This window comes from Pirellula sp. SH-Sr6A (assembly GCF_001610875.1).
Classification (GTDB): Bacteria; Planctomycetota; Planctomycetia; order Pirellulales; family Pirellulaceae; genus JBKCUI01.
The window spans coordinates 1-26,086 of record NZ_CP011272.1 but is presented as its reverse complement, the minus strand read 5'-3'; the positions used below and the strand labels follow the sequence as shown (position 1 = coordinate 26,086).

Annotated in this window: 20 protein-coding genes; 9 read left to right on the top strand and 11 right to left on the bottom strand. The window is 54.2% G+C overall.

Annotated features, from left to right (window positions below; all coding sequences use genetic code 11):
• Window positions 1–127 precede the first annotated feature (127 nt).
• Window positions 128–745, top strand: a complete 618-nt coding sequence (locus VN12_RS00100) for a hypothetical protein (RefSeq protein WP_146674921.1) — start codon at window positions 128–130, stop codon at window positions 743–745.
• A 413-nt stretch (window positions 746–1,158) separates the two neighbouring features.
• On the opposite strand, the gene VN12_RS00095 is transcribed toward VN12_RS00100, so the two are convergent.
• From VN12_RS00095 to VN12_RS00085, 4 genes are all read right to left on the bottom strand, one after another.
• A complete protein-coding gene (locus tag VN12_RS00095; RefSeq protein WP_240491269.1) occupies window positions 1,159–2,025 on the bottom strand; it encodes an IS3 family transposase in 867 nt (288 codons plus the stop codon).
• A 26-nt stretch (window positions 2,026–2,051) separates the two neighbouring features.
• Window positions 2,052–2,333, bottom strand: coding sequence for a transposase (locus VN12_RS26315; RefSeq protein ID WP_240491268.1), 282 nt, complete (start codon window positions 2,331–2,333; stop codon window positions 2,052–2,054).
• A 212-nt stretch (window positions 2,334–2,545) separates the two neighbouring features.
• The gene (locus VN12_RS00090; RefSeq protein WP_146674920.1) at window positions 2,546–3,010 is read right to left on the bottom strand and encodes a hypothetical protein; all 465 of its coding nucleotides are present in this window, start codon (window positions 3,008–3,010) and stop codon (window positions 2,546–2,548) included.
• Window positions 3,011–3,071: 61 nt separating this feature from the next.
• Window positions 3,072–4,781 (bottom strand): DUF1598 domain-containing protein, encoded by a 1,710-nt coding sequence (locus tag VN12_RS00085; RefSeq protein ID WP_168164103.1) that lies wholly within the window; start codon window positions 4,779–4,781, stop codon window positions 3,072–3,074.
• Window positions 4,782–4,998: 217 nt separating this feature from the next.
• On the opposite strand from VN12_RS00085, the gene VN12_RS00080 reads away from it, so the two are divergent.
• Window positions 4,999–7,134, top strand: coding sequence for a prolyl oligopeptidase family serine peptidase (locus tag VN12_RS00080; RefSeq protein WP_205855153.1), 2,136 nt, complete (start codon window positions 4,999–5,001; stop codon window positions 7,132–7,134).
• 76 nt (window positions 7,135–7,210) lie between these two features.
• On the opposite strand, the gene VN12_RS00075 is transcribed toward VN12_RS00080, so the two are convergent.
• Both VN12_RS00075 and VN12_RS00070 read right to left on the bottom strand, forming a co-directional pair.
• The gene (locus VN12_RS00075) at window positions 7,211–9,007 is read right to left on the bottom strand and encodes an alpha/beta fold hydrolase (RefSeq protein WP_146674918.1); all 1,797 of its coding nucleotides are present in this window, start codon (window positions 9,005–9,007) and stop codon (window positions 7,211–7,213) included.
• A gap of 148 nt (window positions 9,008–9,155) precedes the next feature.
• A complete protein-coding gene (locus tag VN12_RS00070) occupies window positions 9,156–9,608 on the bottom strand; it encodes an acyl-CoA thioesterase (protein WP_146674917.1) in 453 nt (150 codons plus the stop codon).
• A 92-nt stretch (window positions 9,609–9,700) separates the two neighbouring features.
• Here VN12_RS00070 and VN12_RS00065 point away from each other — a divergent pair, with 92 nt between their 5' ends.
• Entirely contained in the window at window positions 9,701–10,369 is a 669-nt protein-coding gene (locus tag VN12_RS00065) for a metallophosphoesterase family protein (protein WP_146674916.1), read from the top strand.
• Window positions 10,366–11,445, top strand: a complete 1,080-nt coding sequence (locus VN12_RS00060; protein WP_146674915.1) for a hypothetical protein — start codon at window positions 10,366–10,368, stop codon at window positions 11,443–11,445. The genes VN12_RS00065 and VN12_RS00060 overlap by 4 nt, the downstream gene beginning before the upstream one ends.
• Before the next feature lie 25 nt (window positions 11,446–11,470).
• Here the strand turns inward: VN12_RS00060 and VN12_RS00055 are convergent, their stop codons facing one another.
• Both VN12_RS00055 and VN12_RS00050 read right to left on the bottom strand, forming a co-directional pair.
• Complete coding sequence (locus VN12_RS00055) at window positions 11,471–12,772, bottom strand: phospholipase D-like domain-containing protein (RefSeq protein ID WP_168164102.1); 1,302 nt, start codon at window positions 12,770–12,772, stop codon at window positions 11,471–11,473.
• Between the two features lie 219 nt (window positions 12,773–12,991).
• Window positions 12,992–15,817, bottom strand: coding sequence for a C45 family autoproteolytic acyltransferase/hydolase (locus VN12_RS00050; RefSeq protein WP_146674913.1), 2,826 nt, complete (start codon window positions 15,815–15,817; stop codon window positions 12,992–12,994).
• A gap of 170 nt (window positions 15,818–15,987) precedes the next feature.
• Between VN12_RS00050 and VN12_RS00045 the strand changes: the two genes are divergently transcribed.
• From VN12_RS00045 to VN12_RS00030, 4 genes are all read left to right on the top strand, one after another.
• Window positions 15,988–17,784, top strand: a complete 1,797-nt coding sequence (locus VN12_RS00045) for an AAA family ATPase (RefSeq protein WP_146674912.1) — start codon at window positions 15,988–15,990, stop codon at window positions 17,782–17,784.
• 32 nt (window positions 17,785–17,816) lie between these two features.
• Window positions 17,817–19,463, top strand: coding sequence for an ABC transporter permease (locus VN12_RS00040; protein ID WP_146674911.1), 1,647 nt, complete (start codon window positions 17,817–17,819; stop codon window positions 19,461–19,463).
• A 68-nt stretch (window positions 19,464–19,531) separates the two neighbouring features.
• On the top strand, window positions 19,532–20,788 hold the full coding sequence (gene glyA / locus VN12_RS00035) for a serine hydroxymethyltransferase (RefSeq protein ID WP_146674910.1): 1,257 nt from the start codon (window positions 19,532–19,534) through the stop codon (window positions 20,786–20,788).
• Between the two features lie 8 nt (window positions 20,789–20,796).
• Window positions 20,797–21,231 (top strand): response regulator, encoded by a 435-nt coding sequence (locus VN12_RS00030; protein WP_146674909.1) that lies wholly within the window; start codon window positions 20,797–20,799, stop codon window positions 21,229–21,231.
• A 103-nt stretch (window positions 21,232–21,334) separates the two neighbouring features.
• Here VN12_RS00030 and VN12_RS00025 read toward each other — a convergent pair whose 3' ends face one another.
• Window positions 21,335–22,375: an NAD-dependent epimerase/dehydratase family protein gene (locus VN12_RS00025; protein ID WP_146674908.1), complete on the bottom strand. Its 1,041-nt coding sequence runs from the start codon at window positions 22,373–22,375 to the stop codon at window positions 21,335–21,337.
• A gap of 355 nt (window positions 22,376–22,730) precedes the next feature.
• Between VN12_RS00025 and VN12_RS00020 the strand changes: the two genes are divergently transcribed.
• A complete protein-coding gene (locus tag VN12_RS00020) occupies window positions 22,731–23,693 on the top strand; it encodes an acyl-CoA desaturase (protein ID WP_146674907.1) in 963 nt (320 codons plus the stop codon).
• A 103-nt stretch (window positions 23,694–23,796) separates the two neighbouring features.
• Here the strand turns inward: VN12_RS00020 and VN12_RS00015 are convergent, their stop codons facing one another.
• Window positions 23,797–24,162 carry a VOC family protein gene (locus VN12_RS00015; RefSeq protein ID WP_146674906.1) on the bottom strand — a complete coding sequence of 122 codons (366 nt, stop codon included), beginning with the start codon at window positions 24,160–24,162 and terminating at the stop codon, window positions 23,797–23,799.
• 271 nt (window positions 24,163–24,433) lie between these two features.
• Window positions 24,434–26,086 carry a DnaA ATPase domain-containing protein gene (locus tag VN12_RS00005; RefSeq protein ID WP_168164649.1) on the bottom strand — a complete coding sequence of 551 codons (1,653 nt, stop codon included), beginning with the start codon at window positions 26,084–26,086 and terminating at the stop codon, window positions 24,434–24,436.

The window sequence follows — 26,086 nt, the reverse complement described above, 5'->3', positions numbered from 1 at the left end:
CCTGTGCCGGGCGTACACAATCTCATGAACCCCGAGCACGCGATCGGGCGATTTTGGTATGATGGCCTCACTCGCACGTGCCGAGTGAAGGCTGTCGTTCGTCGTTCTGAAAGCCTGAGGTGCCAAGATGGAAAAATTTAAACTCGGCCGATGGTTTCACGAGATGGTTGGTGTTAGGCTTGGCGACTTTCAGTTCGTCGCGATTCCAATTCTCGCTGGGTCGGTGGTTGTTCCGCTTCTTGCATGGTGGCTGCAGCGTCGACATGTAATCTCGGCTGGCGCGCAACGCATGGTAGAGATTGTCTGGCTTGTATTGCTGATCTTGGTTTCGATTATTGACTGGGCGATGTGGGCTGTTGATTATTGTGAACGCATCGCCGAAGATCTTGTCACCCCCTTTGCTAACGGTATCTTCGCGGGTATTACGATTAGCGTGCTCAGCATCTCGGGTATCCGCCAGTGGCGCGACAACAAATGCCTTGCAGTGAAATCCTTGGTTACCGCTTTGATTCTGGTCGCAACACATTGCGTTATGTTCTACATTTGCACAATGGCCGTGGGTATTGTCGGGGTATCTCTTCTGATTGCTGGCGACAGTCCGCTGGCGACATTCTTTCTTCCGGATTGGTTTGGCCAAATCGTCCTGCTGTTAGCATTTGCACTCTATTTATTGATCGTGGCGTGGGCTGTTCCAGCGATACACCATCGTTTGAAGATACACCAAAATGCAGACAATATTTCGTAGCTTTTGACATCGTGTTCGAAATGACCAGCCAGCGGTTGGCGAGAAAACACCAATCGAGAAATAGACGAATCGGGTAAGAATGCCCGTTGAAGGGCCCCCCCACATCACCACGTACTCGCACTTCCGTAGTTGTCATTTTGTATTCGACTGCAGACACCAAATAATCCCATACTGCCCTTTCTTGACTAGCTGAGTAGATTTTGTATTCACGGTCTGACTCTGCCCGCTTTTAGGAGCTTCGGAATCATTTGATCGAGTTGCCCTCTGGCATTGGTCGAGTATAGCGTCCCGTCTGCATCGATGAGAAACACAACGGGGATACCGTCTAACCGAACGTGCTTACCGTGCGTTGCGCATTGCAATGGCTGGTGGAGTGCCCCAGTTTTCTGTACCAGGAGTTATGAAAGGTTTGGTTAGGTAGTTGGTAATGGCGTAGCCATCTCGTTGTGGTGGTTCGCTGGAGCGAGCGAAGGCGAAGCTCCACAAAGACGCGCGAACTCCGAGGGGGTTAAGTAGCCCAGCGAACTGTGCGGACGCTTCTCGTTGAAGTCGTTTTGCCAAGCCCTCGCCTTGAGTCGTGCATCTTGTTCGCTCAACAGTTCGGTCTGGCTCAGGTATTCATCTCGTAGTTTGCTGTTGAAGCTCTCGCAGCCTCCGTTTTGCCAAGGTGAACCAGGCTCGATGTACAGCACCTCGATCCCCAGCGACGACAGCCAACGCTTGATCGCCGCTGATATGAACTCTGGGCCGTTATCACTTCGAATCCGCTTAGGTACTCCAAGCATGGCGAATAGCTCCGCCAACGTGTCAATCGCATCCTCACTTGTAATGCTCCGGCTTGCCTTGATGCTCAGGCACACCCGAGTGTATTCGTCAACGATGTTCAAGAAGCGAATCGTCTTGCCACCAACCGTCGAGGCTTGAACGAAGTCCCAGCTCCAAATATCGTTCTTACAGCCCGCAGGCTGCAAGTGACAAGCGTTTTCCTTTTCCCCAGTGGCTCGCTTTAGTCTGCTTTTTCTTGGTACTTTCAAGCCTGCTGCTTTCCAAAGGCGATAGACTCGCTTCACATTGATCAGTTCACCACTGCGACGCAACAACTGTGTGATGCGCCGGTAACCCCAGCGTGGTCGCTCACGGACACAATCCAATATCTTCTTCGTCAGCCGCGCATCATCATCCTTGGGCTGCCCCACAAATCGTTGCGTCGATCGCGGTTGATCGAGCACTCGACAGGCACGACGTTCCGATACAGAGAACTTCGCTTGGAGCTGTTCCACGGCGGCTCGTCGTGACTCGGGGCTGGTCAGTTTCCCCTAGTGATCTCCTTCAGCATTTGGATGTCCAGTGCTTGCTCGGCAACCAACTTCTTCAGTCGTTGGTTCTCATCCTCAAGTTGCTTCAGCCGCTTGGCTTCCTCTTTCTTCATGCCCCCGTATTGGGCTCTCCAACGGGACAAGGTCGGTTCGCTGATCTCGAGGGCCTGTAGTACCTCGCCGACACTCTTGCCCGCAGCCAGCATTGCATCGGCGTCTCGTAGCTTCTTCACAATCTGGTCGGCCGAATGCCGATTTCGCTTTCTCGTCATCAAAGTCCTCCTGCCGTTTGCGGCGATAGACTTTCATAACTCATGGATCAACTTTTGGGGAGCACTCCACGACCTCAACCGCTTTGCGAATCGATCCGAAGCGACGCTCTGCAGCGGATGTTACCTTCGAATCGACAAGTCGAATTTGATGGATCGTTACCTCCGGAATCAGCTGCCGTATTCGCGTTAGGACTTTTTCGTCATCCCATTGCTCACGCACCTCCGCATCGATGCCGGCAACGACCACCCGCCTTGTTAAAGCTACCGAATCGGTTTTTGGCAGCAGCGAACAAACCGTAGTCTTCGTAGCGAGTGGCGGGGAGATCGTGGCCCTCGGCCCGCCGACGAAGGATCGCTTCAATTACTTTCTGGGGAGTCCACATGCGTCGCAGTTCCGATCCCAAGCCAAGGGATTCAACCGTCTTCCGCCAGCCCCCAAAATGCTTCCTGCAGGAGCGCCGCATCTTCGGGGCATTGTGCGACTTACGAGTCAAAGGTAACTCGCGCTCATACAAATCGATGATGCATAGTCGAACCTCATCGATAGCGAGCTTATGTCTATCAAGCGACGGGCTGGCGGCCTTCAAAACGTCGAGAGCTTCAAAAACGCTGACTTGCTCTACTGTGGCGGACTCGATCTTCACCCACGGTAATTTCGGATCGACCCTTTTGAGCACCGTGGAACTCGCGACGGGTCAACGGAAACGAAGTCCAGAGTCGATGAGAGATAGAATCCAATTAACGATTCGATCCGATGTCTTCACGCCAAAACGGCGATTTTGAATTCAGATTCCGTTCGACCGTTACCGCTTGCAGATTCGTACCAAGAGACAGTCGTTTCGCAAGGCCTAAGGTTCGAATCGCTACGCCGCCGCTGACGACGGCGTAGCGGGTGCCGTCTTTCGCTTGATGCGTGGACGCAATTGACTGAATTCGAAGCGGCGTGCGCGGCATGTGAGGTTGGATCGCCAAATCGTGAAGGCATAGGAAAGGCGCACCGCGTTCTTTCATCATCTCATTTCGAATCAGCTCCATGACGACGGCCAGATCCAGAATGTGTCTCAATCTCGCTTGGACGACCGAGTGACGTTGGATCTCTTCGTGTTTCTTCGTGAAGTGAGTCGCGAATGCGTCAGCGGCAATATCGGGCAAATTGGATACGACGCGATCTCCCTGCTCGTTGATGAACTGCGATTCGCTCAACACTTTCACATTCTGAACCGAAATCTTGTAAACGGCTTGTTGGGAATCATAGGGAATCTTGTTGGTATGAAGCGTGTACCACCATCGAACCAGTCCGTTTGGAGATCTGGATTGCAAGAATTCTGTTTCGTGCCAATAGGATCGCAGTGTGGGAGGTAACGGTTCGAGCCCGAGTCCCATCATCTTCATCTCCACATCGGCCTTGAGAAGCGCGAAGGCAGTAGGTGAATCGGCGGGCAGCCCTACGATCGTTGTATTCTGCTCCCCCAAAAGCTTGCGCCAGTTCTCGATCCATCGATCGGGAGTCCGTTGCAACGAGCGTTGAGCCCCTGGTTGCATCGCATACTCGTAGGCTTGTTGGAGCCTCTTCGTGTCCGGGTCGATGGAGCATCCAAACTCACCTCCACCGCTGAGCACATGCGGTGCAATGGTGATCAAGTCTTCGAGAAGGACAGGAGGAAGCCGCAATTGCTCATGAACCAATTCCCCGTCTACGTTGGGGACAAGACTGCCAGCGGGACCCCCGATGAGCCATTCGTTCGAGTCGGAATCCCATGCCAGGTAGTCGATGCGAACGATTCCGCCGAGCAATTCCAGCTCGAGTTTGCCAAGTCGTCCTTTTTTTCGCAGGCTGTCGACCAATCGGTCGACTTCATGCAGCGAAACCCAACGGAGGTCGGAGGGTTTCTGCCAATCACCGAGCGCATCCCACCGCATGCGACCGATGCGCTTGGCTTTGGCTATTGCTGCATCGTGCTCCACAGGTCCAATCCGCTCGATCAATCCTTCGGTGGAGATTCGGACTCCGTTTCGATAGGGGACAATCGTGGAAGTACCCCCATTGATGAGCCAATCTCCGTCGATGGTCGACTCAATAAGCCGGATCAGATCATCGTAGTTGGCGAGCGAAGCACCGCCCCCAGGCGCCGCCCGCAAGTCCGGATTTGCGTCGCCATTTCCGGTACTCGATGGAAGTGTCGCCGACGCCTCTCGCAGAGATTCGAGCATCGAAATCCGCTCTTCGGACGATACGGAACGGTAGCGTTGAGGCGAGCCAGGCGGCTCTTGCGAACTGGACACCGACGCACCGATCGCTGTCCAAACCAAGCAAGCACCCCACAGAAGCACTGTCGACCCAAGGGGACGCCGTCGAGGTGGTCTCGCGACAGAGCTATCGCACTCATGTCCCCAAAACGTTGCGGATTCAAAATCGTCCCGGGAGCCGACAGCGAATGTGCGTACCATGGTCACGCCCTTGCCCATCAACGTAGTTTTGAATCGGCATGGTGTTCCCACCCTAAAATCTTGGGAGAGACCCACGAGGTCATGGCATGCCGTGGAAGAGATTCGTCCATCATACCGATTCCGACCCGCGGTTGCTACAATCAACCTCCCCTCTCCACCCTACGTCCATTCACATGCAACCATTACCGTCCTATTCCCCTTGAAGGCACCTTGCGCTATGGAATTCAATCTCTCGCGATGGGTCACCTATGCTGTCGCCATCGCTTTTTCTTCTGCCCACTTCCTCTATCTGAACCCCGTGACGATGTCGCAAGAAATCGAATCCAACCCTTCCGATCCTTATGTCTGGCTCGAAGACGTTACGGGCGAAAAAGCTATCGAATGGGTGAAGTCCAAAAACGAGGTAACGCTCTCCAAGCTTGCGAGCTCCTCCGAATTCAAACAGCTTGAATCCGATTTGCTTGCGATCCTGGACTCGAATGAGCGGATCCCATTCGTCTCCAAAAATGGAGAGTACTACTACAACTTTTGGCGTGACAAAACCAACGTTCGCGGGCTTTGGCGGCGAACAACGTTAGCGGAGTACAAGAAAAAGGATCCGAAGTGGGAAATCCTGCTGGATTTGGATCAGCTGGCGAAGGAAGAGAACGAGAACTGGGTTTGGAAGGGAGCAAGCCTTCTGCGCCCCAATTACGACTTGGCCCTGATCACTCTTTCTAGAGGTGGGGCGGACGCCGATGTCACGCGTGAATTCAACATCCCCTCGCGTGGGTTTGTGAAGGATGGCTTTCAGCGACCGGAAGCGAAGGGTGGCATGAGTTGGATCGACCGAGACCATGTCTTTATTCAGACCGATTTCGGCCCCAATTCCATGACAGAATCGGGCTACCCTAGAATTGCCAAACGATGGAAACGTGGTACGCCCCTGGAATCGGCTGAAATAGTCTATGAGGGGAAGGCGGAAGACATGTCTATTTCCGCTTTTCATGATGACTCTCCCGGGTTCGAGCGAAACTACGTCTCGCGTACCATCGCTTTCTACAACGACGAGCTCTTCGTCTTGGACGATAATGCAAAGTTGATCAAAGTGGATGCTCCGAATACCGCGAACAAATCGGTGTTCCGAGGTACTTTGGCAATTGAACTGCGCGAGGATTGGGACCTGGGTGACAAAGTCTACAAAGCTGGGTCGCTCCTCTTCACCAAACTGGACGACTTCCTCGCGGGGAACGGGACGCTCGAAGTCATTTTCGAACCCTCCGAATCCACTGCCTTGGCAAGCATCGGTTTCACTAAGGATCATGCCATCCTCAAAGTCCTGGACGATGTGAAGGACAAACTTTTTGTGCTTACTCCGAGTCGCAAAGGCTGGCAACGCGCGACGATGGTAGGTGCCCCTAGCTTTGGAACGATCGGTGTCACCGCAGTCGATCCCGACGAATCCAATGAGTACTTTATGACGAGTACCGACTACCTAACGCCGACCACTCTTTATATGGGCAAAATCGGATCGGAACCGGAAAAGCTCAAAGAGCTGCCCTCTTTCTTCGACGCAAAGGGTCTCAAGATCTCCCAACACTTCGCCAAGAGCAATGATGGGACTCGCGTTCCGTACTTCATGGTCGCTCGCGAGGACATTGAGCCCAATAGCAAGAACCCTACATTGCTATATGGTTACGGCGGATTTGAAATCTCCCTGCAGCCCAGCTATAGCGCTTCGGTGGGACGGGCTTGGACATCGCAAGGAGGCGTGTATGTCGTCGCGAATATCCGTGGCGGAGGCGAATACGGCCCCCGTTGGCACAAAGCGGCCTTGAAGGCAAATCGTCATCGCGCTTACGAAGATTTTGCCGCGGTCGCAGAAGACCTCATCGCTCGGAAAGTTACTTCCCCCGATCATCTCGGCATCCAAGGCGGTTCGAACGGTGGACTCTTGATGGGAAACATGGTTGCACTCTACCCTGATCTATTCCAAGCGGTCGTATGCCAAGTCCCTTTGTTGGACATGCAGCGCTACAACAAACTCCTCGCTGGAGCGTCATGGATGGCAGAATACGGAAACCCCGATATTCCGGCGGAGTGGTCCTTTATCAAAACGTTCTCGCCGTATCACAACGTTTCGCCGGATCGCAAGTATCCGAACGTTCTCTTTACCACCTCGACTCGAGACGACCGTGTTCATCCTGGACATGCTCGCAAGATGATGGCAAAGATGGAACAGCAGGGGCACTCCGTTCTCTACTATGAGAATATCGAAGGTGGACACGGAGGAGCAGCGAACAATAAGCAATCCGCGTTCATGCAGGCGCTCGCCTATACATTCCTCCGAAAGCAATTGTTCCCGACAAAGTAGGGGTCGATACCGCGAATCCGACTCGTATTCTCAATCGCAGCATGCCACTGCCGGACTCCAGGGTGTCTGGTGGTGGCTAGCGTTTGAGGATCGCGTCAATGAATGCGTAAGCGGCATCGCGTTGATCCGCGGGCCATTCGTGGGCTGCGTCCGGAAAAGCTGCCTTCAATTTCTCGCGTGCGTTCGCCTGCTCGTAAACCGGCTCCACTTTCGCGAGCACATCCTTGACGCCGGTGACATCGAAATTCGCGTCATGCAAGGGTGCCATCACATAGATCGCTCGAGGGAAGATGGAGATGAGTACGTCGTCGAAATCGAACGGAACGCGCTGCGGATCGTTTTGGTAAACCGATGCGATTTTCGGCATGTAGCGATCGCTGGTCCAGCCCTTTAGATTTCCACCGTAGTATTTTCTGAAACTGCAAAAACCGCAGCTGGTTACAGCAACCTTCAACCTGCTGTCAAAGGCGGCGGTGAACAAAGAGTTATGCCCTCCGAGCGAATGCCCGATGACACCGATTCGCTCGGCGTCTACCTCGGGCAACGAACAGAGGAGATCGACGGCACGCATGTTATTCCAAATGGATTTCATCGTTCCGCTCTCGAAACGACCCTCTAGAAAGGCTCGCTGAAAATCAAATCGATATTCGCCAAAGCTCGGATAATCCGGAGCCAAACAAACGTAACCTCGCCGAACGAGATGAAGAGCTTGCCTTTTGCTTTCCTGCTCTCCCAGCCCAACAGGTTCATCTTTTCCAATCGCGATGGTTTGGTGGAGGCAAAGCATGGCGGGCGCACGCTGGACTCCATGCGGAATCAATAGCCATGCCGGGACTCGGTCTCCTGCTTCGGAGGCATAAGTCAGATGAATGCGGTCGTACCCATCCATCGACTTTCGCTCTCCCCACTCCACGTCGAGCGGGACAATCCGTGAGGGTTCGGGTAGTTTCCCCATGACCTTCTGCATTCGCTGCAATCGTTCGTTTCGGGTTGCATATCGTTCCCCCACCGGGATCGCGAAATTGACTTTATTGGAGTCCGGAGGCAACGGGCAAAGGGTGTGTGGCGAGAACGCGCAAGGCGGATTGTAGGAGCGATTGAAATCGAGCTGGACCGTTCCCTCCGCTTTGCCATGGAGATCGGGAACAGAGAAGTTGAGGAATCGACACGCTGGATAGGCGCCTTGGCCGCACATAGCGTCACGAAAAACGATCAAATGCTCATCGTCGCTTTCGGCTTGAACAATCCATTGCACCGAAAGCCCGTCGAGTTCGAATGCAATCTCGCCCACTTGCTCCACTCCCGCTTGCTCCCCTTTCGAATTTGCCTGAGTGACCCACTTGCTCTCAGGATAAGGAGTGAACGTCGCGGAAACACGGTAGTATGCATCGATTGGGAACCAGAACTTTCCAGGAAACTCTTGGATCGTCGAGGATTCCGGATCCCGCACTCGGAGAGCAACTCGTCCGTTGCGTCGAACCGCTTGCAGGCGATAACGGTCGGCTAGGATAAGTACATCGGGGCAATCCGCATCGAGACCGAGCGGAAGCTTGAGCGAGGCTGATTCCATGGCTGGGAGATCGCGGATACTGGATTCGGATTCCGCAATGGCATCAGCGGAATTCGCGCGAGTCGACTGCTGCATTTTGAGTGTGTGCTGGGAGCGAGTCCGCACGCGAACTTCATTTTCGATCGTCATCGCCTGAACATGAAGATCGGAGGGGGCATCGCTCCCTAGGTGGCCAGGAAAGGATGGGTCCCCTCCAATGTCCATCCAATGATGATCAAGCCAAAGATGAGCGGCTAAAGCGAGCCAACCGGTGGGGGATTTCAAACGATCGCTGTTCGCTCGCTGCCATTGGGTGGTATCCATTTCGTAAGTTCTGGCGTCAAGAGACTGCGCGTCGGTTCGTTGTAGCAAGGCTTCGAGACAAAAAAGGAGTGAGATGCAAGTTAGCAGGAAGCCGTCGAGTCCGCGAAATCGATCCCTTTTTAGGAGCCCACTCCTAACGAGTTTTTGATCAATCCCCCGAGAGGCTGCGAAACAACTGTAGCTCTTTCGGCAGACGGCGAACTTTGCCGGTTCGGTCGACGCAGGCAATACTGCTAGTTCCCGTAACGACGATAGGGCCAATCGATCGGGATAGATCGGATTCGGGGGGGCGTACAATTCGGTATCCATGGTCGATCCTCGCTCCGTAGCTGTGGTTCAATGAAGTCACCAATTCTAATTCTTCATCGAACTCGGCGGGGGAGTGAAACTCGACTTGCATGGATTTGACGACGAGCATCAATCCAGACTTCTCGATTTCCTTGTAAGAGATTCCGAAGCTGCGCAGCATTTCGACTCGCCCCCGTTCGAAGTAATTCAAATACTGCGAGTTATGCACTCGGCCTTGGCCGTCGATCTCGCAATACCGCACGCGCAGGGGAGTGATATGTTCCGGGGGTGACGATGGTGGCTCTGAAGTCATAGCGTCTGGATGATTTGGCATGTTCCGAGTGCGGTTTAGCGAATAAGCTGAAGGATGGATGAGACCATTCCAACAGAGGGACGCGACAGCAAATGGAAAGAACGGTTGTTATTGGGGACATTCACGGATGCTTGGACGCATTCAACGCTCTCATTGAGGCGATCGAACCATCCTCGAACGACACGATTGTTACGGTTGGTGATTATGTCGACCGCGGGCCAAATTCCAAAGGGGTCATCGACCGGCTGCTGGAATTGCGCGAAGTCTGCCAGTTGGTGTCATTGAGAGGAAATCATGAGGATATGATGCTCGAAGTCCTCCGGGGGGAAGTCCCCCCGTTTTCCTGGTTGAACCACGGCGGTGTCCAGACGATGGACTCTTACGGATTTGTCGGGGATCTCAACTGCGTCCCGCGCAGCCACCGCGATTTTCTCGAAAACCTGCCGAACTTCTTTGAAAACGACACTCATTTTGTGGTCCACGCGAATTATGACCCCGACCTCCCGCTCGACGAGCAACCGGACGATCTGCTCCGTTGGGTCAAACTGACGCAGGAAGTCCCCGGTCCCCACATGTCTGGAAAGCGAGCAATCGTTGGCCACACGCACGATCGCGAAGGGAGGATCATCGAGCTGCCGCATCTGATTTGCATCGACACGTATTGCTACGGCGGCAAATGGCTCACAGCGATGGAACTGGAAACGGGGCGGGTCTGGCAAGCCGATCCATATGGCAACCTCTTAACGCCACCTGCTCCATGAGCGGACGTATCGTCATCGGTATCGACGAAGCAGGGTACGGCCCTAGCATGGGACCACTGGTGATCGGGGGAACGGCATGGTGGATTCCCGATCGATGGACAATCGAAGAACTCGGCCAGGCATTAGCCGTCTGCTTTCAGCCAAAACCCTCCTTCCCTCGAAACGATTTTCTGAGTATCGGGGATTCCAAAAAGATCCTCGTGGGAAAGTACGGCTGGCCAAGCCTATCCTTAGCCGCGGAATGGCTCCTTTGGTCCAGTTCCGGAGGCGCTGATACCGACTTGTCGCTATCAAGGCTTATGGCGACGGATTGGGAACGCCTCCAATCCGTTCCATGGCTTTGCGAACTGGTCGCAGGCGGCTCGCTCCCATCTCACACGTATCTGAACGATGGGTTGGATTCTGAATGGGGGCCCCATTCGCGTCGATCGATCCTCGCAACGTTAGGTCCTCGGGTGACCCAGCACCTTGCTCCAACAGGGGTGAAACTCCTTGGAGTTCAAGCTCGATGCATCGACGAGCCGGAATTCAATCGATTGGTCTCGGAAGCGGGCAACAAATCTTCAGTGCTAAGCGAACTCTCCCTTCAGCTTGCCAAGTCTCTAGCCGAATCCTGTTTGGCCCAATCACCTGTAGAGCAGCCAATCGAGGAAAGCTCGCCAAACCAACCTAGTCGCGAAAGTCCTAGGTGCATCGACATGTTTTTCGACAAACATGGTGGCAGGAATCGCTACCAAGCTATCGTGATGAATGCGTTGGACGGCACTTGGGTCCAGATAGGCAGTGAAAGCCCAAGGCTATCCACCTATCAAACGCAATGGCGGGAATGCAACGTAGCGATATCGTTTCGGGTGGGGGGAGATTCGCTCCTTCCGTCTGGTGCTGCGAGTGTCATCGCCAAATGGGTACGAGAACTATCCATGGCCAGCCTGAACTCCTACTGGGAGAAGGCATGTGGCAAAAAAATTCGACCGACCGCGGGCTATTATGTCGACGCGTGTCGATTTGCCAGTGAGATTGAATCCGTCGCAACGAAGCTCGGTATTTGCCGATCGCAATGGTGGCGTACCAAATAGACCTGCGGTCCAAACGAAGCTCTGGCTAAAGGTATTTCTGTATGAAGGGGGCTGCGAAGCGAAGTCGTCGGAAAGACCTCAGCTCGTCCCGGTCGACACTTTGTTCCCTCGCTTCGTAAAGCAAGAGTTCGCCCGTTTTCAACAGACGCGATTGCCGTAAAAGAGCTTGGTAGATGTCTTGAACGACATGCGAGAAAGAGGCATCGATCACCAACAATGCGACTTCCGAGTTTCGCCTCTCCGAAAGGTAATCCAAGTTATGGCTGCCTATCACCGAGCACTTGCCATCGACGAGAATCAACTTGGCATGGAGGGTCGAACATCCTTGGAACTCGTATACCTGCACCCCGTGCCGAAGCAGCCAACGACGTTCGTTCGCAAATCCGGCATGCGCCGCCACTTGATCGGTCGTTTCAAGCGAATTGGTGAGAATCCGAACTTGAACCCCTCGGTCTCGGGCTGCGATCAAGATTCGTTTTAGCTGCGGTGTGATGACGCAATAAGGCGTGCAGAGATCGATTGAGGACCTCGATCCCTCTAACAGTTGGTGGATTCGCGACGTGATTGCGCAGGGAGCATTCTTCTTGCCACCGACCACATCGTGTAGGAACTGGATCTGTTCGCATTCGATGGGTACCGTTTCGAGTTCGAGCTTGCCGCAGCGGGATGTGTCGCATGCAGCTAGCGGCTCTGCTCGACACTCCGCCAGCCACTTTTCGATTTCGCAAAGGGCTTGTTCGCGGAGCATGTTGTTCCATTGAGGATGCACTTGCTTCTTTACCATCCGCTTGGCCTCTTCACCATAGAGTCGTGGCTGTGCGGTGATGCATTCATTCCATCGACAATCAATGTAGTCCGCGATCGATGCGTGGTAGATTCCTTGAATATAGAAGTCTTCGTCGACGTAGATTCTTTCTCCAATACCGAAGTAGTCCTGCTCGATGTTTCTTCCTCCGATGATGAGGTGCTTTTGATCGATATGCAGGAGCTTGTCATGAAGGCGAGGACGTCCAAGCTCGAGCCGATAGCGAACATCGACCGGTCGCTCCCGAAACTGGATTCCGCTGCGGATGAGATAATCCATAAGTGGTTTGGGAAGACTGTTGCTACCCCAATGACCATCGACCATCACACGGACACATACGCCTCGCGACGCCGCGTCGACCAAGTGCGCGAGGACTTGTCCTCCTGTACGGTCGTCTCGGATTTGAAAGGAGACGAGGTCGATCGAATGCTCCGCAGCCTGGATCAGCTGTAGACGCAATTCCAAAGCCTCTTTCTCGGAGGTCAAGGCACGTAACTCCCCCCCTCGGCACTCCACGAGCATAGGGCACTCCACGAGTACAGTGGAACCCCATCCCATTAGGAGCAGTACGGCGACAATTTGCCTGATCGACATCCGTGCGACAGTCCGCGGTTGGGTTGAAAAAGAAACTCCGTTCTATTCAACCTATGGGAGGCAAAGCATGCGAAGTCAAATACCGCCACGGAAACTTCAAGAGACAACAGGGAATCGACGCCGTACAATTGCGATAAAGCAGAGACTTTACTGTTGTTTCGCAATCGTCGCGATCTCTTGGACGATGCCTGGTAAGAGCAGGGCGCCGCTATAGTGATCGGCTTCCAGTTCAATATGTTGGGATGGGGGAATCTTTGCCGCTTCTGCAAAAAGTTTCGAGGAGCGGGGTGGTACGACGTCATCGTATTTTCCGGAGTAAAGCCAAGTTCTCTGAGAGGAGATTCGATGGGCCAAGTGGAGTGGTTCGACGGCATCGAGCGCTCGGTCTATCGCGTCATCGTTCATTCCTCGCTCCAACATCTGCTTCCGGAACCCTTGCGCGTCCTTTTTGCCATCCCGGACGACGGATATTAAATCCCCTCCAGCCAGGAGGATAACCAATCGGTTGGGGCGATCGTCGAGTCCAGCAGTCGTAGCAGCGACGAAACCGCCCAAACTGGTACCTTGCAGCGTGATACGCGTCGCATCAACCCCGGGGCACTTCGCAATCGCATCCAATCCTCGCCGTACGTCCATGATCGATTGCCTGAGCGCCATCGCAGGATCGGCTTGGTCTGCCAATTCGGTTCGGCGCACACCGTAATGGGGCAAATGGATCATGAACGCGTGCACACCCTGCGAGGCCAGCCCGCGCGCGATCATCTTCCCAACGGTCATCCCTTTCCCGGATTCGTGGACAACCAATACCGCCGGATACGATGATACTGCTTCATTCGATTCCTTGGCAGGAAACCACTCCAGGGCAACGAGATCATTATTGGGATCCTCGGTGGATAATGGAGATGGAAATCTCAGGAATCTCTTGTCGGCTAGGTGTTCGACATGCACAGGAAACTCTGCCCCTTTCCAAAGCAATCCAGTCAATATCTCCGTTGATTTGGCAATGGGATCGACAGGCGAAACGGGGATGCTATCCGAAGCCTTCCATGCGATTTCCGATTGTACCTGGATCTTCGCTATCTTTTCTTGGAGTGAAATGCGAGTGTAAGAACGATCGGCAGCAGGTTTGTCGTGGCTCGCGTTCGCAACATAAAACACCCCATCTTCGGGCACGAATAAAACGTTATGGAGGTTCGAATCCATTGCCACGGGGCGACACATCAATTGCTGTCCCACTTCTGCGTCGATCTTCCCGTGTGAATTTCCAATCCGCCGCTTGAGCTCGGTCAATCTTTCCCCGGCGGACAGGACGACCGCATCGGGGATCCCATCTCCGAGCAAAGGATGCGACTCCCCAGGTGCAACAAACTGCAATGAATCGGGAGTCGCAGCCACACCGACCGCCGTCCGGCTTTTTCCATCGGCAAATACGTAGTAGTACTCACATGTGCGAGGACTGGTCGTCCATAACCTTTTCACTTCCTCGATGGATTGGCACTCCTCCAGAGCGCGGCGCATCAAGGTCGCCATCGGGACACCATCCCATTTCCCTTCGCCTCGGCCCCCCATTTCCCCAAGGGAGACTTGCGAGGAGTTCATCCCACTGACACTCCCCACAAATCCACCATAACCGATCGTTGCAAATGGAAGGTAACCAGTGGGTGCCATCACGAAGGTGGTCGCGGAATCTTGCAAGCCGATCGTCGTCATATAATCCAGGACACGACCGTGATAGAGTTTTCCATCTTTCGTTGCGGAGCCAAAAACGGCGAATCCCGAACAGTGAAACAACTCGGGGAAAACGTTGACTACCGCCATCAACCTTCGTTCGACCCCCAACGAATCCGCCAATGCGTCGGTTTCTGTTTTGTGGCGATCGGGAATGAATGGGGCCAGTCTCTCGTACGCGGACTCGAGTTCGCTGCGAAACCATTTCCCCGTTGCAATCGTCTGCACCGAACCAAATCCATAGACGACTGAATCGATACATCGCCAAGATTCTTCTTTAAGCAACTCGCCGTGGGCTTTCCCGATTTGCTCTGGCGTTCCCCAGAGGAGCGCGATCCGCTCCCCATTTTCCCATTCCAGGATCCCATGGTCGACCGATCGGGTCTTTTGGCTCGGCTGTTTGAGCCGGGGAGAAGGAGCGAGGACCTCCATGGCTCTTCGAAGCCCTCGTGAGAATGTCCGCTCCAATTCGGCGCGATCGAGCGATTGGATCTCGAAGTCGGTCCAGTATTCCTTGGCAACGATCGTGTCGAATTGCGATAGATTCTTGAGAGCTTGTTGTGTCCTCGGGTCGTGCGCGGCGAGAAATTCGCAAACGACGTTGGCTCCGTCGCTTTGGAAGCGAGCTATTTCGTCCGAAATCCAGAGGGAAGATCCGTTGGGCAGCTCCCAATAGGGCTGATCGTTGCTCGAGGAAGTTCCGTCGATCGACTTTGGATTCATCTTTGAGAGAAAGAGAATCGCGCCAGCTAGATCGGTCGCCTCGGTGGACTGAAGTAAATTTTTTGCGGCGTAGAGCCAAGTCCCCTCACTGAGCCAACGGTCAAGAAATTGGGTCGAACGCAGATGGTGTATCGCATCCGTCTCCCCTTGGGTGAAGAACACTGTTCGATGCTTTGGCAGGACCAAAGCCGTGCGGTATTCGGATCTCCAAAGAGTGGCTTCATAATCAGGGTGTTTGCAAGCGAGGGTGTATCGATCCGCCGTGACTCGAACGAAAAGGAGCTCGATGGATTGCGGTTTGCGGTCGATCTCGACTTGGCAAGAGATATGCACCGCGAGCGGATTAGGAGTCTCGTTCCAGCGATCCAGCCAGGGCGAGATTTGATCGGCTAATATCTCCGCGGGATCAACGTCGACCTCGCCCGAGGCAGCGATACCCGTAGAAATCAAGCAAGGAAGGGAGGCAAAGGCCATCAATAAGGCGATGGCTACTGGAATGGTCGTGAAGACTTTATTCAGCATGTTGGCAGGCACCCAGGGGAGAGCGGGGGCGGAAATCGAAAGAGGAAAAGTTCGCGGGTTTCATTCAGTGTATCGCTTTTTAACGGTTCTGTGCCCAGCACGTACCAGAAGCGATGCACAAGCTATAGAATGCGACCATTCGTGAACGTCCCCTTCTCGATCGGTTCCCAATGAGTCAATCATCCCCTGTTCAGTTGCCGACCAACGATCTTCCGGCAGCAAGCTATCCGTTCTTTTCGCAACTTGCTCGTGTGCTCAACTCGGGGCAATCCCGATCGGTTGTCCTCTCGGGCAACATCTACGATTTGTATTTCGATGGTAAGCAATATGTTCCCATCCTTCCGTTCTTGGTTTCCAAAACCCAGGTGGCGGGATTGATACAAGTCGTATACGAGCTCAACGGACCAGTTCGGTTGAGCGACGAAGATCGCAACCGACTCCGCGAAGCTTGGACCGCATGGAAGAACGGGGTGGCCGTCGACGCGATCGCGATGCGTGAAGTGCTCCAAGATGGAAGTCGGTTCGAATTGCGACGTCGCGAGTTCGACCAATATCTTCGGGACGCCATCGGCAATGCGACGCAGGCACTTGAATTTCTGAGGCAGCTGACCATCTGCTCCCGAACTTGCTTGAAAGAGAATCTGCTGATCTTCATCGAGGGGGCGGATATGCTCTTACCTGCGGGAGACGGCGATGTAGCCAGGATGAACGACGCGCAACTTCGGCGCATCGCGATTGTCACGGATTGGTTTAGCGATCCGGCGTTCTTCAGCGGTCGGGATGCGGTCGTTCTCATCGCGGAATCGCGAAGCCAAATCCACCCTCGTGTATCGCGGCTTCCTCAAGTTCTTAGTGTGGAGATCCCAGCACCGGATCTAGCGGCTCGTCAGCACTTCATTACGGTTCATAGCGCTGCGAATCTTTCTGGCCAAAAGCATGATCCAGATTTGGTGGGAATTGCGATTGCAGGGTTGAGCCTGCACGCCATGAGACAGCTTTTGCTTTCTGCGGATTATCTTCAAAAGCCTGTGACGCGAACCGACACGACCAAGCAAGTGGAAGCGTTTATTCAAGGTCAGCTTGGTGAGGACGTCATTGAATTCAAAAAACCGATGCATCGACTCTCTGATTGCGTGGGCTTTTCCAAACTGAAAGAGTTCCTCCATTCGTATTTGATACCCCGCATGAAGCTACCTGACGATCGCGCCCTTCCGGGGGCGGCCATTGCGGGCCCGATCGGGGGAGGAAAGACATTTATCTTCGAAGCCGTCGCAGCGGAGTTGGACATGCCGGTGTTGGTTCTCAAAAACATTCGAAGTCAATGGTTTGGACAAACCGATGTGATTTTCGAGCGGTTGCGTCGGGTGCTCGAGGCCTTGGAGAAGGTTGTCATCTTTGTCGACGAAGCGGACACGCAATTCGGCAGCGTCGGCGAAGGTGCCCATGAAACCGAACGGCGGTTGACCGGAAAAATCCAAGGCATGATGAGCGACACCCAGTTGCGAGGCAAGGTGATTTGGCTTTTGATGACGGCCCGAATTCACCTTTTGTCACCCGATATCCGCAGGCCAGGGCGGGTCGGGGATTTGATCATTCCGATTCTTGATCCGACCGGCGAAGATCGCAAGGACTTCATCCGTTGGATGATAGGTCCAACCGGGATGCTCAACGAAAGTCTTGTCGATTGGCTCGATCGAGAGGGATTGGAGCAGGACTATTCGTCGGCAGGGTTTGCGGCTCTCCGAAGCCAGTTCAAAGCGATTCCTCCCAAAGACGAGGAAGAGCTCAAGTCCATGATTCGAGACTTTATCCAGCCGGCGATCAAACAGACTCGTCGCTACCAAACGTTGCAAGCGCTCGTCAATTGTACGAGGCGATCGTTATTGCCCGACCCCAACATCACCGAGGAGGATCGGGAAGCGATGGAGCGGGAGATTCGAGCGTTGGAGCTCGAGGGGATTCGGTAACGGATACACGTTTTATAGACTGAACTCATCGCATGTTTCTCTTTCAAAACCCAGTGCTCCAGCGCGAGCTAATCGTCAACCTGCGCACGCCCCGCGCATTCCTGTTGATGCTCCTCTATCAAGTCGCTTTGGCTGTGGTCATCTTGATCGCCTATCCGCAGGATGCCAAGATCGATTTGAGTCGCGAATCCGCTTCGGCGCAGCGGCTTGTCGATTTCTTTTTTGTAGGTCAATTCGCCATCGCGTCGCTGATGGCGCCAAGCTTTACGTCCGGCGCCATAACCGGTGAGAAGGAACGAAAAACCTATGAAATGCTCTTGGCGAGTCCCCTTCGCCCCGCGGTGATCGTTGCAGGAAAACTGATTGCGGCATTGGCGCATTTGGTTGTGTTGGTGTCGGGTTCGCTCCCGATCATCATGCTTTGTTTGCCGTTGGGAGGCGTTTCCATCTATGAGTTGCTCGGGGCCTATATCGGGTTGCTGTCCGCGATCTTTCTGTTTGGCTCGATCAGTATGTATTGTTCTAGTCACTTCAAACGAACCAGCTCTTCGTTGGTGGTGAGCTATGTTTTCATCTTGCCGATTTTGATCACCGGGGTAGTTGCATGGTTGTGGCTCGCCAAACAAAGCGATTTACGACTGTTCCTGGCGACCACTATCGTTCCGGCGTTTTGCATAACCATCGGTTCACTCCTCTTGTGGGTGACTGCCCATCGATTGCTTTATCCGCCTGATATTGGAAGCCAGGGAAACGAAGTCGTGGACTTGGAGAAGGAGCAGCGAGAAGCAGTTGGGCTAGTTATTCAACGCGATCAGTTTCCCGACAATCTCTTCGCCCCACCTCGTCGCAAGACGCTGATGCAAGACAACGCGAACCCAGTCTACGACAAGGAAATGCATGCCGAGTTGTTTAGCCAAGGGAGCTTGATGCTCCGCTTGGTCATTCAGATAAGCATGCTATTGGCGATTCCATTGATGGCGGCATTTCTGTTTTTGATGCCCATCTACGCGGCTTACTATGCCGGGTTTGTGTTGGTGTTCAACATATTGGTCGCTCCTGTGTTCATGGCCGGTAGCATCACGAGCGAGCGGGAGAGACAGACCATCGATTTGCTGCTCACGACCACGGTTTCCTCGTGGAGCATCCTTTGGGGCAAGCTATTAGCCGGATATCGCGTCTCGTTTGTCCTCACCTCCTTTCTCATGTTCCCGATGGTACTCGCCCTCCTGCCATTGACGGAATTATCGGACAACTGGCCATCGATGCTCGCGTACTTTGGCATCATCGTGGTGGCCTCCATGTTCAACGCCATTCTCGCGTTGTTTTTGTCCACCGTGGTTCGCAAAACGAGCACCGCCATGATGCTCACCTACTCGACCCTGTTAGGACTCTACTGCCTCCCGGTCGCGATCTACTTTTTGGTCTGGTCCTTTTCGACCCAAGAATTGGATTTGACGGCTTTGAAATTCATTGGGATTTCCAGTCCTTTCATGGCGGTCGACAGTGCGCCTTTAGCAGCTATGCAGGCTGGGCCGATGGCAGGGCGTGGAGTGGCGAAAGCCGGTTCTTGGGGGCTTATTGCAGCCTATATCGCGTTGACGCTCGGGGCTTCTGCAATTCTACTAGCGATCAATGTGTTGCTCTTCCGCGCTAGATGGCGGTTAACCGGCCGAGGTTGACGGTTCGCCAAGACCTCGAGACAATTCTCCCATCTTCCATTTGTCACTATTCTTGACCGACGACTCCGATGTCCATACTTCAAAATCAGGATCCCGCTATTTGGTCTGCGATCGAGAGCGAGGCTTTGCGCCAGCAGGAAGGCCTCGAAATGATCGCCAGCGAAAACTACACCAGTCCTGCAGTGATGCAGGCTGTCGGTAGCATCCTGACGAACAAGTACGCGGAGGGTTATCCAGGTCGCCGCTATTACGGCGGTTGCGAATATGTGGATGTCGTCGAGACGATCGCAATCGATAGGGCCAAAGAGCTCTTCGGAGCCGAGCACGCGAATGTGCAGCCTCACTCAGGTTCTCAAGCGAATACAGCGGTCTATTTGTCCGCACTGCAACCGGGCGATGTCGTCCTAGGCTTGGACTTGGCACAAGGGGGGCATTTGACCCACGGCATGCACCTCAATATCAGCGGGAAGCTGTACAAGTTTTTTGCGTACGGCGTCGATCCGGTCCACCATCGCATTGACTTTGACCAGGTCGCTAAGTTGGCTCGTGAGCACAAACCCAAACTGATCGTCGCTGGCGCTAGCGCGTATCCACGGGAAATCTTCCACGATAAATTCGCTGAGATCGCAAAGGAGACCGGGGCGAAACTGTTGGTAGACATGGCCCACTATGCAGGTTTGGTCGCGGCAGGCATTCACAACTCGCCGGTTCCCTATGCCGACTACGTCACCACCACCACGCACAAGACATTGCGAGGTCCCAGAGCGGGCCTCATTCTTTGCAAGAACGAATACGCAAAAGGGATCAACAGCGCAGTCTTCCCTGGAATTCAGGGTGGGCCCTTGATGCACGTTATCGCCGGCAAGGCCGTTTGTTTCGGAGAAGCCCTGCAGCCGTCGTTCAAAGAATATGGCAAGAACGTGGTCGCCAATGCGAGCGCTTTAGCAGATTCGTTGCTCGGTCATGGCCTGCGATTGATCAGCGGCGGCACCGATAACCATTTGGTCCTCGTCGACGTCACCAGCTTCGGAATCGGCGGTAAGATCGCAGAAAAAGCTCTCGATGCGTGCGGTATCACCGTGAACATGAACATGATTCCATTCGACACCCGAAAACCGATGGATCCCAGCGGTATCCGAATCGGCGCCCCAGCTCTGACGACACGAGGCATGGGAATCGAGGAGTTCAAAACCATTGGTGGGTGGATCGCGACAGCCCTCAAGAAACATGACGATACCGATGCACTCGCCGGGATTCGCGAAGAAGTCAAACAACTCGCCAATCAGTTTCCAGTTCCGGCCGCCGGTTTGGCAGTCGCCGTTTAGGAATCCTTATGAGCACCCCCAAGATTCTGATCGCGGACGACAACGCGCAAAACCGTGAACTGCTCGAGGCCTTTTTGGCGAAGATCGATTGCGAAACGGCGTTTGCCGTCGACGGCCAAGACACCCTCGACAAAGTGGCATCCTTTTCGCCCGATCTGATTTTGCTCGACGTGATGATGCCCAAGCTCAATGGATTTGAAGTTTGCAGGCAGCTAAAGTCCGAGAAACAAACATCTCGAATCATGATCCTCATGGTCACCGCACTCAGCGAGCTCGGTGACATCGAACGGGCGGTCGAAGCGGGCACCGATGACTTTCTGTCCAAACCGGTCAACTCGCATGAGCTTCAAAAACGCGTCAAAAACATGCTCCGCCTCAAAGGTACGGAAGACGAGTTGGAGAGGCTGCGAGAATACATCCGTTCCATGGAAGAAGCCAACTGATCGCGCTCCTCATTCCTTGTGCATTCCTTGTGCGATGGATGGAGTTCGTGCCACTTGGTTTCGGTACCAACCAAACGAGTGCACTCACCGTGACGCCATGGGGCTAAAGAAGGCCCTGATGCATACAATCGACGATCCAAGCCTTCATGGTTTCTCGCAAAGGCATCTTTGGGGCCCAGTCCAGTTGACGAGCGGCCTTCTCGGGACTTACCCACCAGCCCGATGCCGTCGCTTCGCGAATCTTGTCACGCGTCAAGGTCGAGGACATGCGAGTCAACTTTGCCGTCCCCTCCCCGAGCGCTCCCAAACACCAGGCTAGCGAGGCTGGCATTCGAAGAGGCAGAACCAATCGACCAGTTGCCTCACGAAAGATACGACCAAGCTCATAGATCGAGAGCGGCTCCGCATCGGCTGCATTGTAAATCCCTTGACCGAGAATCGGTGCGGCCCCATTGGGTCGATCGTCACTCGCAATCCGCTCACCGCGATCCATGCATCGAAGGAGCAGCGTAATCAAATCGCTGACTTCCACGAAGGCTAATGGCTGTCGCCCAGTCCCGATCAACGGGTTGAGTCGAACGCGATACAACGCCTTGATCAATCTAAGAAATTCCTTGTCCCCGGGACCAAAAACGATTCCAGGCCGGATGATCGTGGATGGGAGCGAGGAAGCGAATTGGCGAACTATCTCCTCACCCGCCAGTTTGCTCATTCCGTAATGCGAAATGGGTTTTGAAGGATCCGATTCCTTCTTGGGACAGGATTCGCTCGAAGGGCCTCCAGCTGCCACAGAACTAACATGTATCAATCGCGTCCCAGCACCATGCCGTGCATAGTAGTCCGCGATCTTTTTCGTTCCGACCTGATTGACAGCATTCATTTCTTCCGGGGAGCCAGACAATTTTCCTGCAAGGTGGAACACGGTCCCTACGTCCGGCAACGCTCCGGGAGTTAATGGAAAGGAAGCTCGTTCCAGGTCGATTCGGACGGGATGGCAGCCCGCTGAGCGCAACACCTCGTCACCGGCTGCGGAACGGGAAGTTCCATAGACTTCCATCCCATGTTGAACCAGAGCAGCCGTAAGATGCCGACCAACAAATCCAGTCGAGCCGGTGATAAGAATCGCTTGAGAATGGGAACGCATGGTGCAGTCGATTCGAGATGTCAGGGCGCTATGGAGCTTCGACGTACCGGTGGGTCACAGGTCCGTATGCACATGTGCCGAAGCAACACAATGGGATCGCGACCCAGTGGGAGGAATGTCGCAATCTACCTTTCTCCGATTTGTCATTTATGGACAATATCGGTAGCTCGGGCCTCATAAAACATGGTCGCAATCAAAAACTCTCTAACATATTCGCGAGCCCAGCAGAATGGGATCGGAAACGGTACAATTTTTTCTGTTTCGGTTGTCGACCATTTTCCTTTAACAGGTGATACTGGTCGGGCCTAGTCGCCATCCATAGCTCCTCCGATTTCCAACCAAGCCTGAAGACGCAATGAGCGTTACTGATTTAATTGAAGAAGCCAACGCAGACGCGGAACTTGTTGCTACCACAGATCTCATGCAGCGGGTTCCTTACCCGAAAAGCGCGACCCCGCTTCGGATCTACTGGCTCTATCTGATACCGCTGGTCGTCCTGCATGTTTTAGCTTTGCTAGCCTTTGCACCATGGTTTTTCACCTGGTCCGGCTTGATAGTGGCTATCGCTGGGCACTTTGTTTTCGGAATGCTTGGGATCACAGTCGGCTACCATCGCTTGCTAACGCATCGTGGCTTTACGTGTCCGAAATGGTTGGAGCATACGTTTGCGATTTTGGGAATTTGCAATTTGCAGGATAGCCCCGCCCGCTGGGTTGCGATCCACCGCATGCATCACCAGCACAGCGATCACCAGCCTGACCCGCACACGCCTCTCGCGAATTTGATGTGGGCACACGTAGGGTGGGTTGTCTACAGGAATCGGGATCATGATTCCGTGACCAGTTTCGAGCGCTACGCCCGAGATCTGCTCAAAGATCCGTTCTACATGAAGCTAGAAAGACGGGGGATGTGGGTCAAAGTCTTTTGGCTCCATGCCGCCATCGTCGCCTTGCTCGGTGGAATTTTTGGATGGTTCTTCGATGGCTGGAATGGCTTCATCCAGACCGGGGCAAGCTGGTTGGTATGGGGCGTGTTTGTTCGGACGATTGTCGTGTTACACGGCACATGGAGTGTGAATTCGATTGGCCACGTGTTTGGTTACAAGAATTACAAGACCCGTGACGATAGCCGCAACAACTGGTTCGTGGCCTTGATCTCTCACGGTGAGGGCTGGCACAACAATCATCACGCCCAGCCCCGCGCAGCCCACCATGGCCACCGCTGGTTTGAATTCGACATGTCGTGGTGGGTGATCCGCGGACTGGAAGCGGTCGGCCTTGCGAAAGATGTCGTGAGAGCCAAACCAACGGCGAGCTAAATCGACGCAGCGAGGAACGGGTGCGGACCAAATCGGATCGAGGCGTCTAGATCTGCTCACGCACGTTTAGAAATTGATCCCACTGGGATAACGCTCGTCTTTTCTAATCGGCGGCGTCCGAGTCGGACCAGACCGCAAACTCGCTCCCGCATGGCTCGGTGAAGTGGAAACGGCGGCCACCGGGAAACGAAAACGTTGGTTTGACAATCGTGCCACCCGCATCCACAACCTTGGCAAGTGTTCGCTCTAGGTTGTCGCTGAAGAAGACCAAGAGTGCGGCCCCATGCGACGTACTGGAGCACTGATCGGAATGGAAGAATCCGCCGTTCAATCCCTGGTCCGAAAATGAGGTGTAATCAGGGCCGTAGTCGACAAACGTCCAACCGAATGCCTTTTCAAAGAATGCTTTTGTCGATGGCAAATCGGATGAAGGAAGCTCGACGTAATCCAGCTTTTCATTTTGTGGCATGTGGCAATCCTCAATCTTTTCTTGTTTTGTACGATCGTTTCCTCCGCATGACGGAGGGCCCAGTGACCCAATGGCTAGTCCCCATGGGAAGCATTGGTTACTCCCTTTAGGGGCTTATTCTCGATGCGTCGTGAACTCCGTGCCTAGGGGGTAGCGCTCGCGATGCGTTGGGAATAGGTTCGAGTTTGCGAACGGTGGGACCGGTGTTGGCGCTCATCGCAATTAGGCCATACGACTCTTCGCGGATTGCTAACATGCATCCGAGCCGGCTCTACCCAACACGGAGGGAGGACTCCAAATTTTTGACGATCTCTTTGACTGCGAGTTTGCCGCGGCCGCATTGAATCAATTCGTCTTCACCCAACCATGACTCCACTTTCTTTTGCGCGGAGATAACAGTGGAATGCTGGCGATTGCCAAAATATTCGCCGATCTCCGAGAGGGCGCTTCGCGTGTACTTTCGTGCTAAGAACATTGCGAGCATGCGAGGCTGGCTGACTTGTTGACACTTTGTCTTTCCTCGCAGTGCCTTCTCCTCTAGACCGAACGCATCGCACACCACTTTTTCGATATCCGACATGCGTACCACGGGTTGGCTAGCGCGGAGCAAGTCGAGGGTGCACCGAATCGCTTGATCGTGCGTGATCGTTCCCCCCACCATTCGCTGCTGCGCCACCAAGCGATGCACGACTCCTTGCAGGACGCGTGCGTCCCCAGCGGCTTGGGCGGCCAACTCGTGGATCGTTCCGATGGGGAGCTCCACTCCGTGTTTGGAGCACAGTTGTTCCAGTAACTTAGCGCGGGTTCCGACATCGACCGGTTCGATTCCACAGGTCATTCCGCCCGCGAGGCGTGCATGGAGATCGGCACTTAATCCGCTCAATTCATTCAGACTGCGGTCAGCAACCAAAATGATCTGCTTTCGTTCCCGCAGAAGCATGTCGATCGTGTTACGCAATTCAGCCAGCGTGGCGGATTTGCCTAAGCAGAACTGCAAATCATCGATCACGAGGACATCTACATCCCGGTACTTGCGTCGGAAGTTCGCAAAACCTCCTCCTCGTGCGCTTTCGGTGAACTCGATGGTGAACTGTTCACCTGTGAGCACCAGAACGCGACGCATCTTGTAAGTCGTTCGCAGTTTGTGGGCGAGGCCGATAGCCAGATGGGACTTTCCCGATCCGTGCGGACCATGCAAGAACAATGGTGTGATCTGTCCGGGCTTCTCAAGGACCATTGTGGCGGCGGTGTAGGCCAGACGGTTGTGATCTCCCTGAATGAAATCGTCCCAGCGTCGCTCGTTCTCACGACGCAACTCCGAGAGCCTCTCCACGGTCGACAACGCATCATGATGCGACGCTTGAATAGACGGAAGACTCGGCTTGGTGGCTCCGATGGCAGGAGAACCCGCATCGCCCTTCACCGCCTCTCGGTGCAGACGCAACGTCGCAGCGCGATCCAATCCTCGCGATTCGTCTCTCGCTTTTCGGATGCTCTCTAAGGTCGGCTGTACAGGTGGCACGTCGCGTGGATCGTTCTGCTCGGAGGCTAACGGGGGAGTATCTCCCCGGAGCGAAGGAAGCCGCGGAGAGCTATCGGGAGCGTGGCTGGATCGCCGTGACGCAGTATCTAGCGAAGACATCGATGCTGGGATCTTCCCAACGAAGACACGATATCCAAAGCCATCCCCCGCAACTTCTTCGATTGCCTGCACGAGCTCGTTGCGAAACATGCGCGTGACGCAGTCGGCGACGAACTGGCTGGAAACCTCCACTCCGACCGTATTATTACCTACAACGGACCATTTCGCATCGGCTCCGAACCAAAGATCCATGCGATGTGCCCCCAGCTTTTGCCTGAGAGAGGCAATTACCCGCGTGGGGATGGTGCTTTCGCCATTTGTCACGTCGTGCGCCAAATTCAT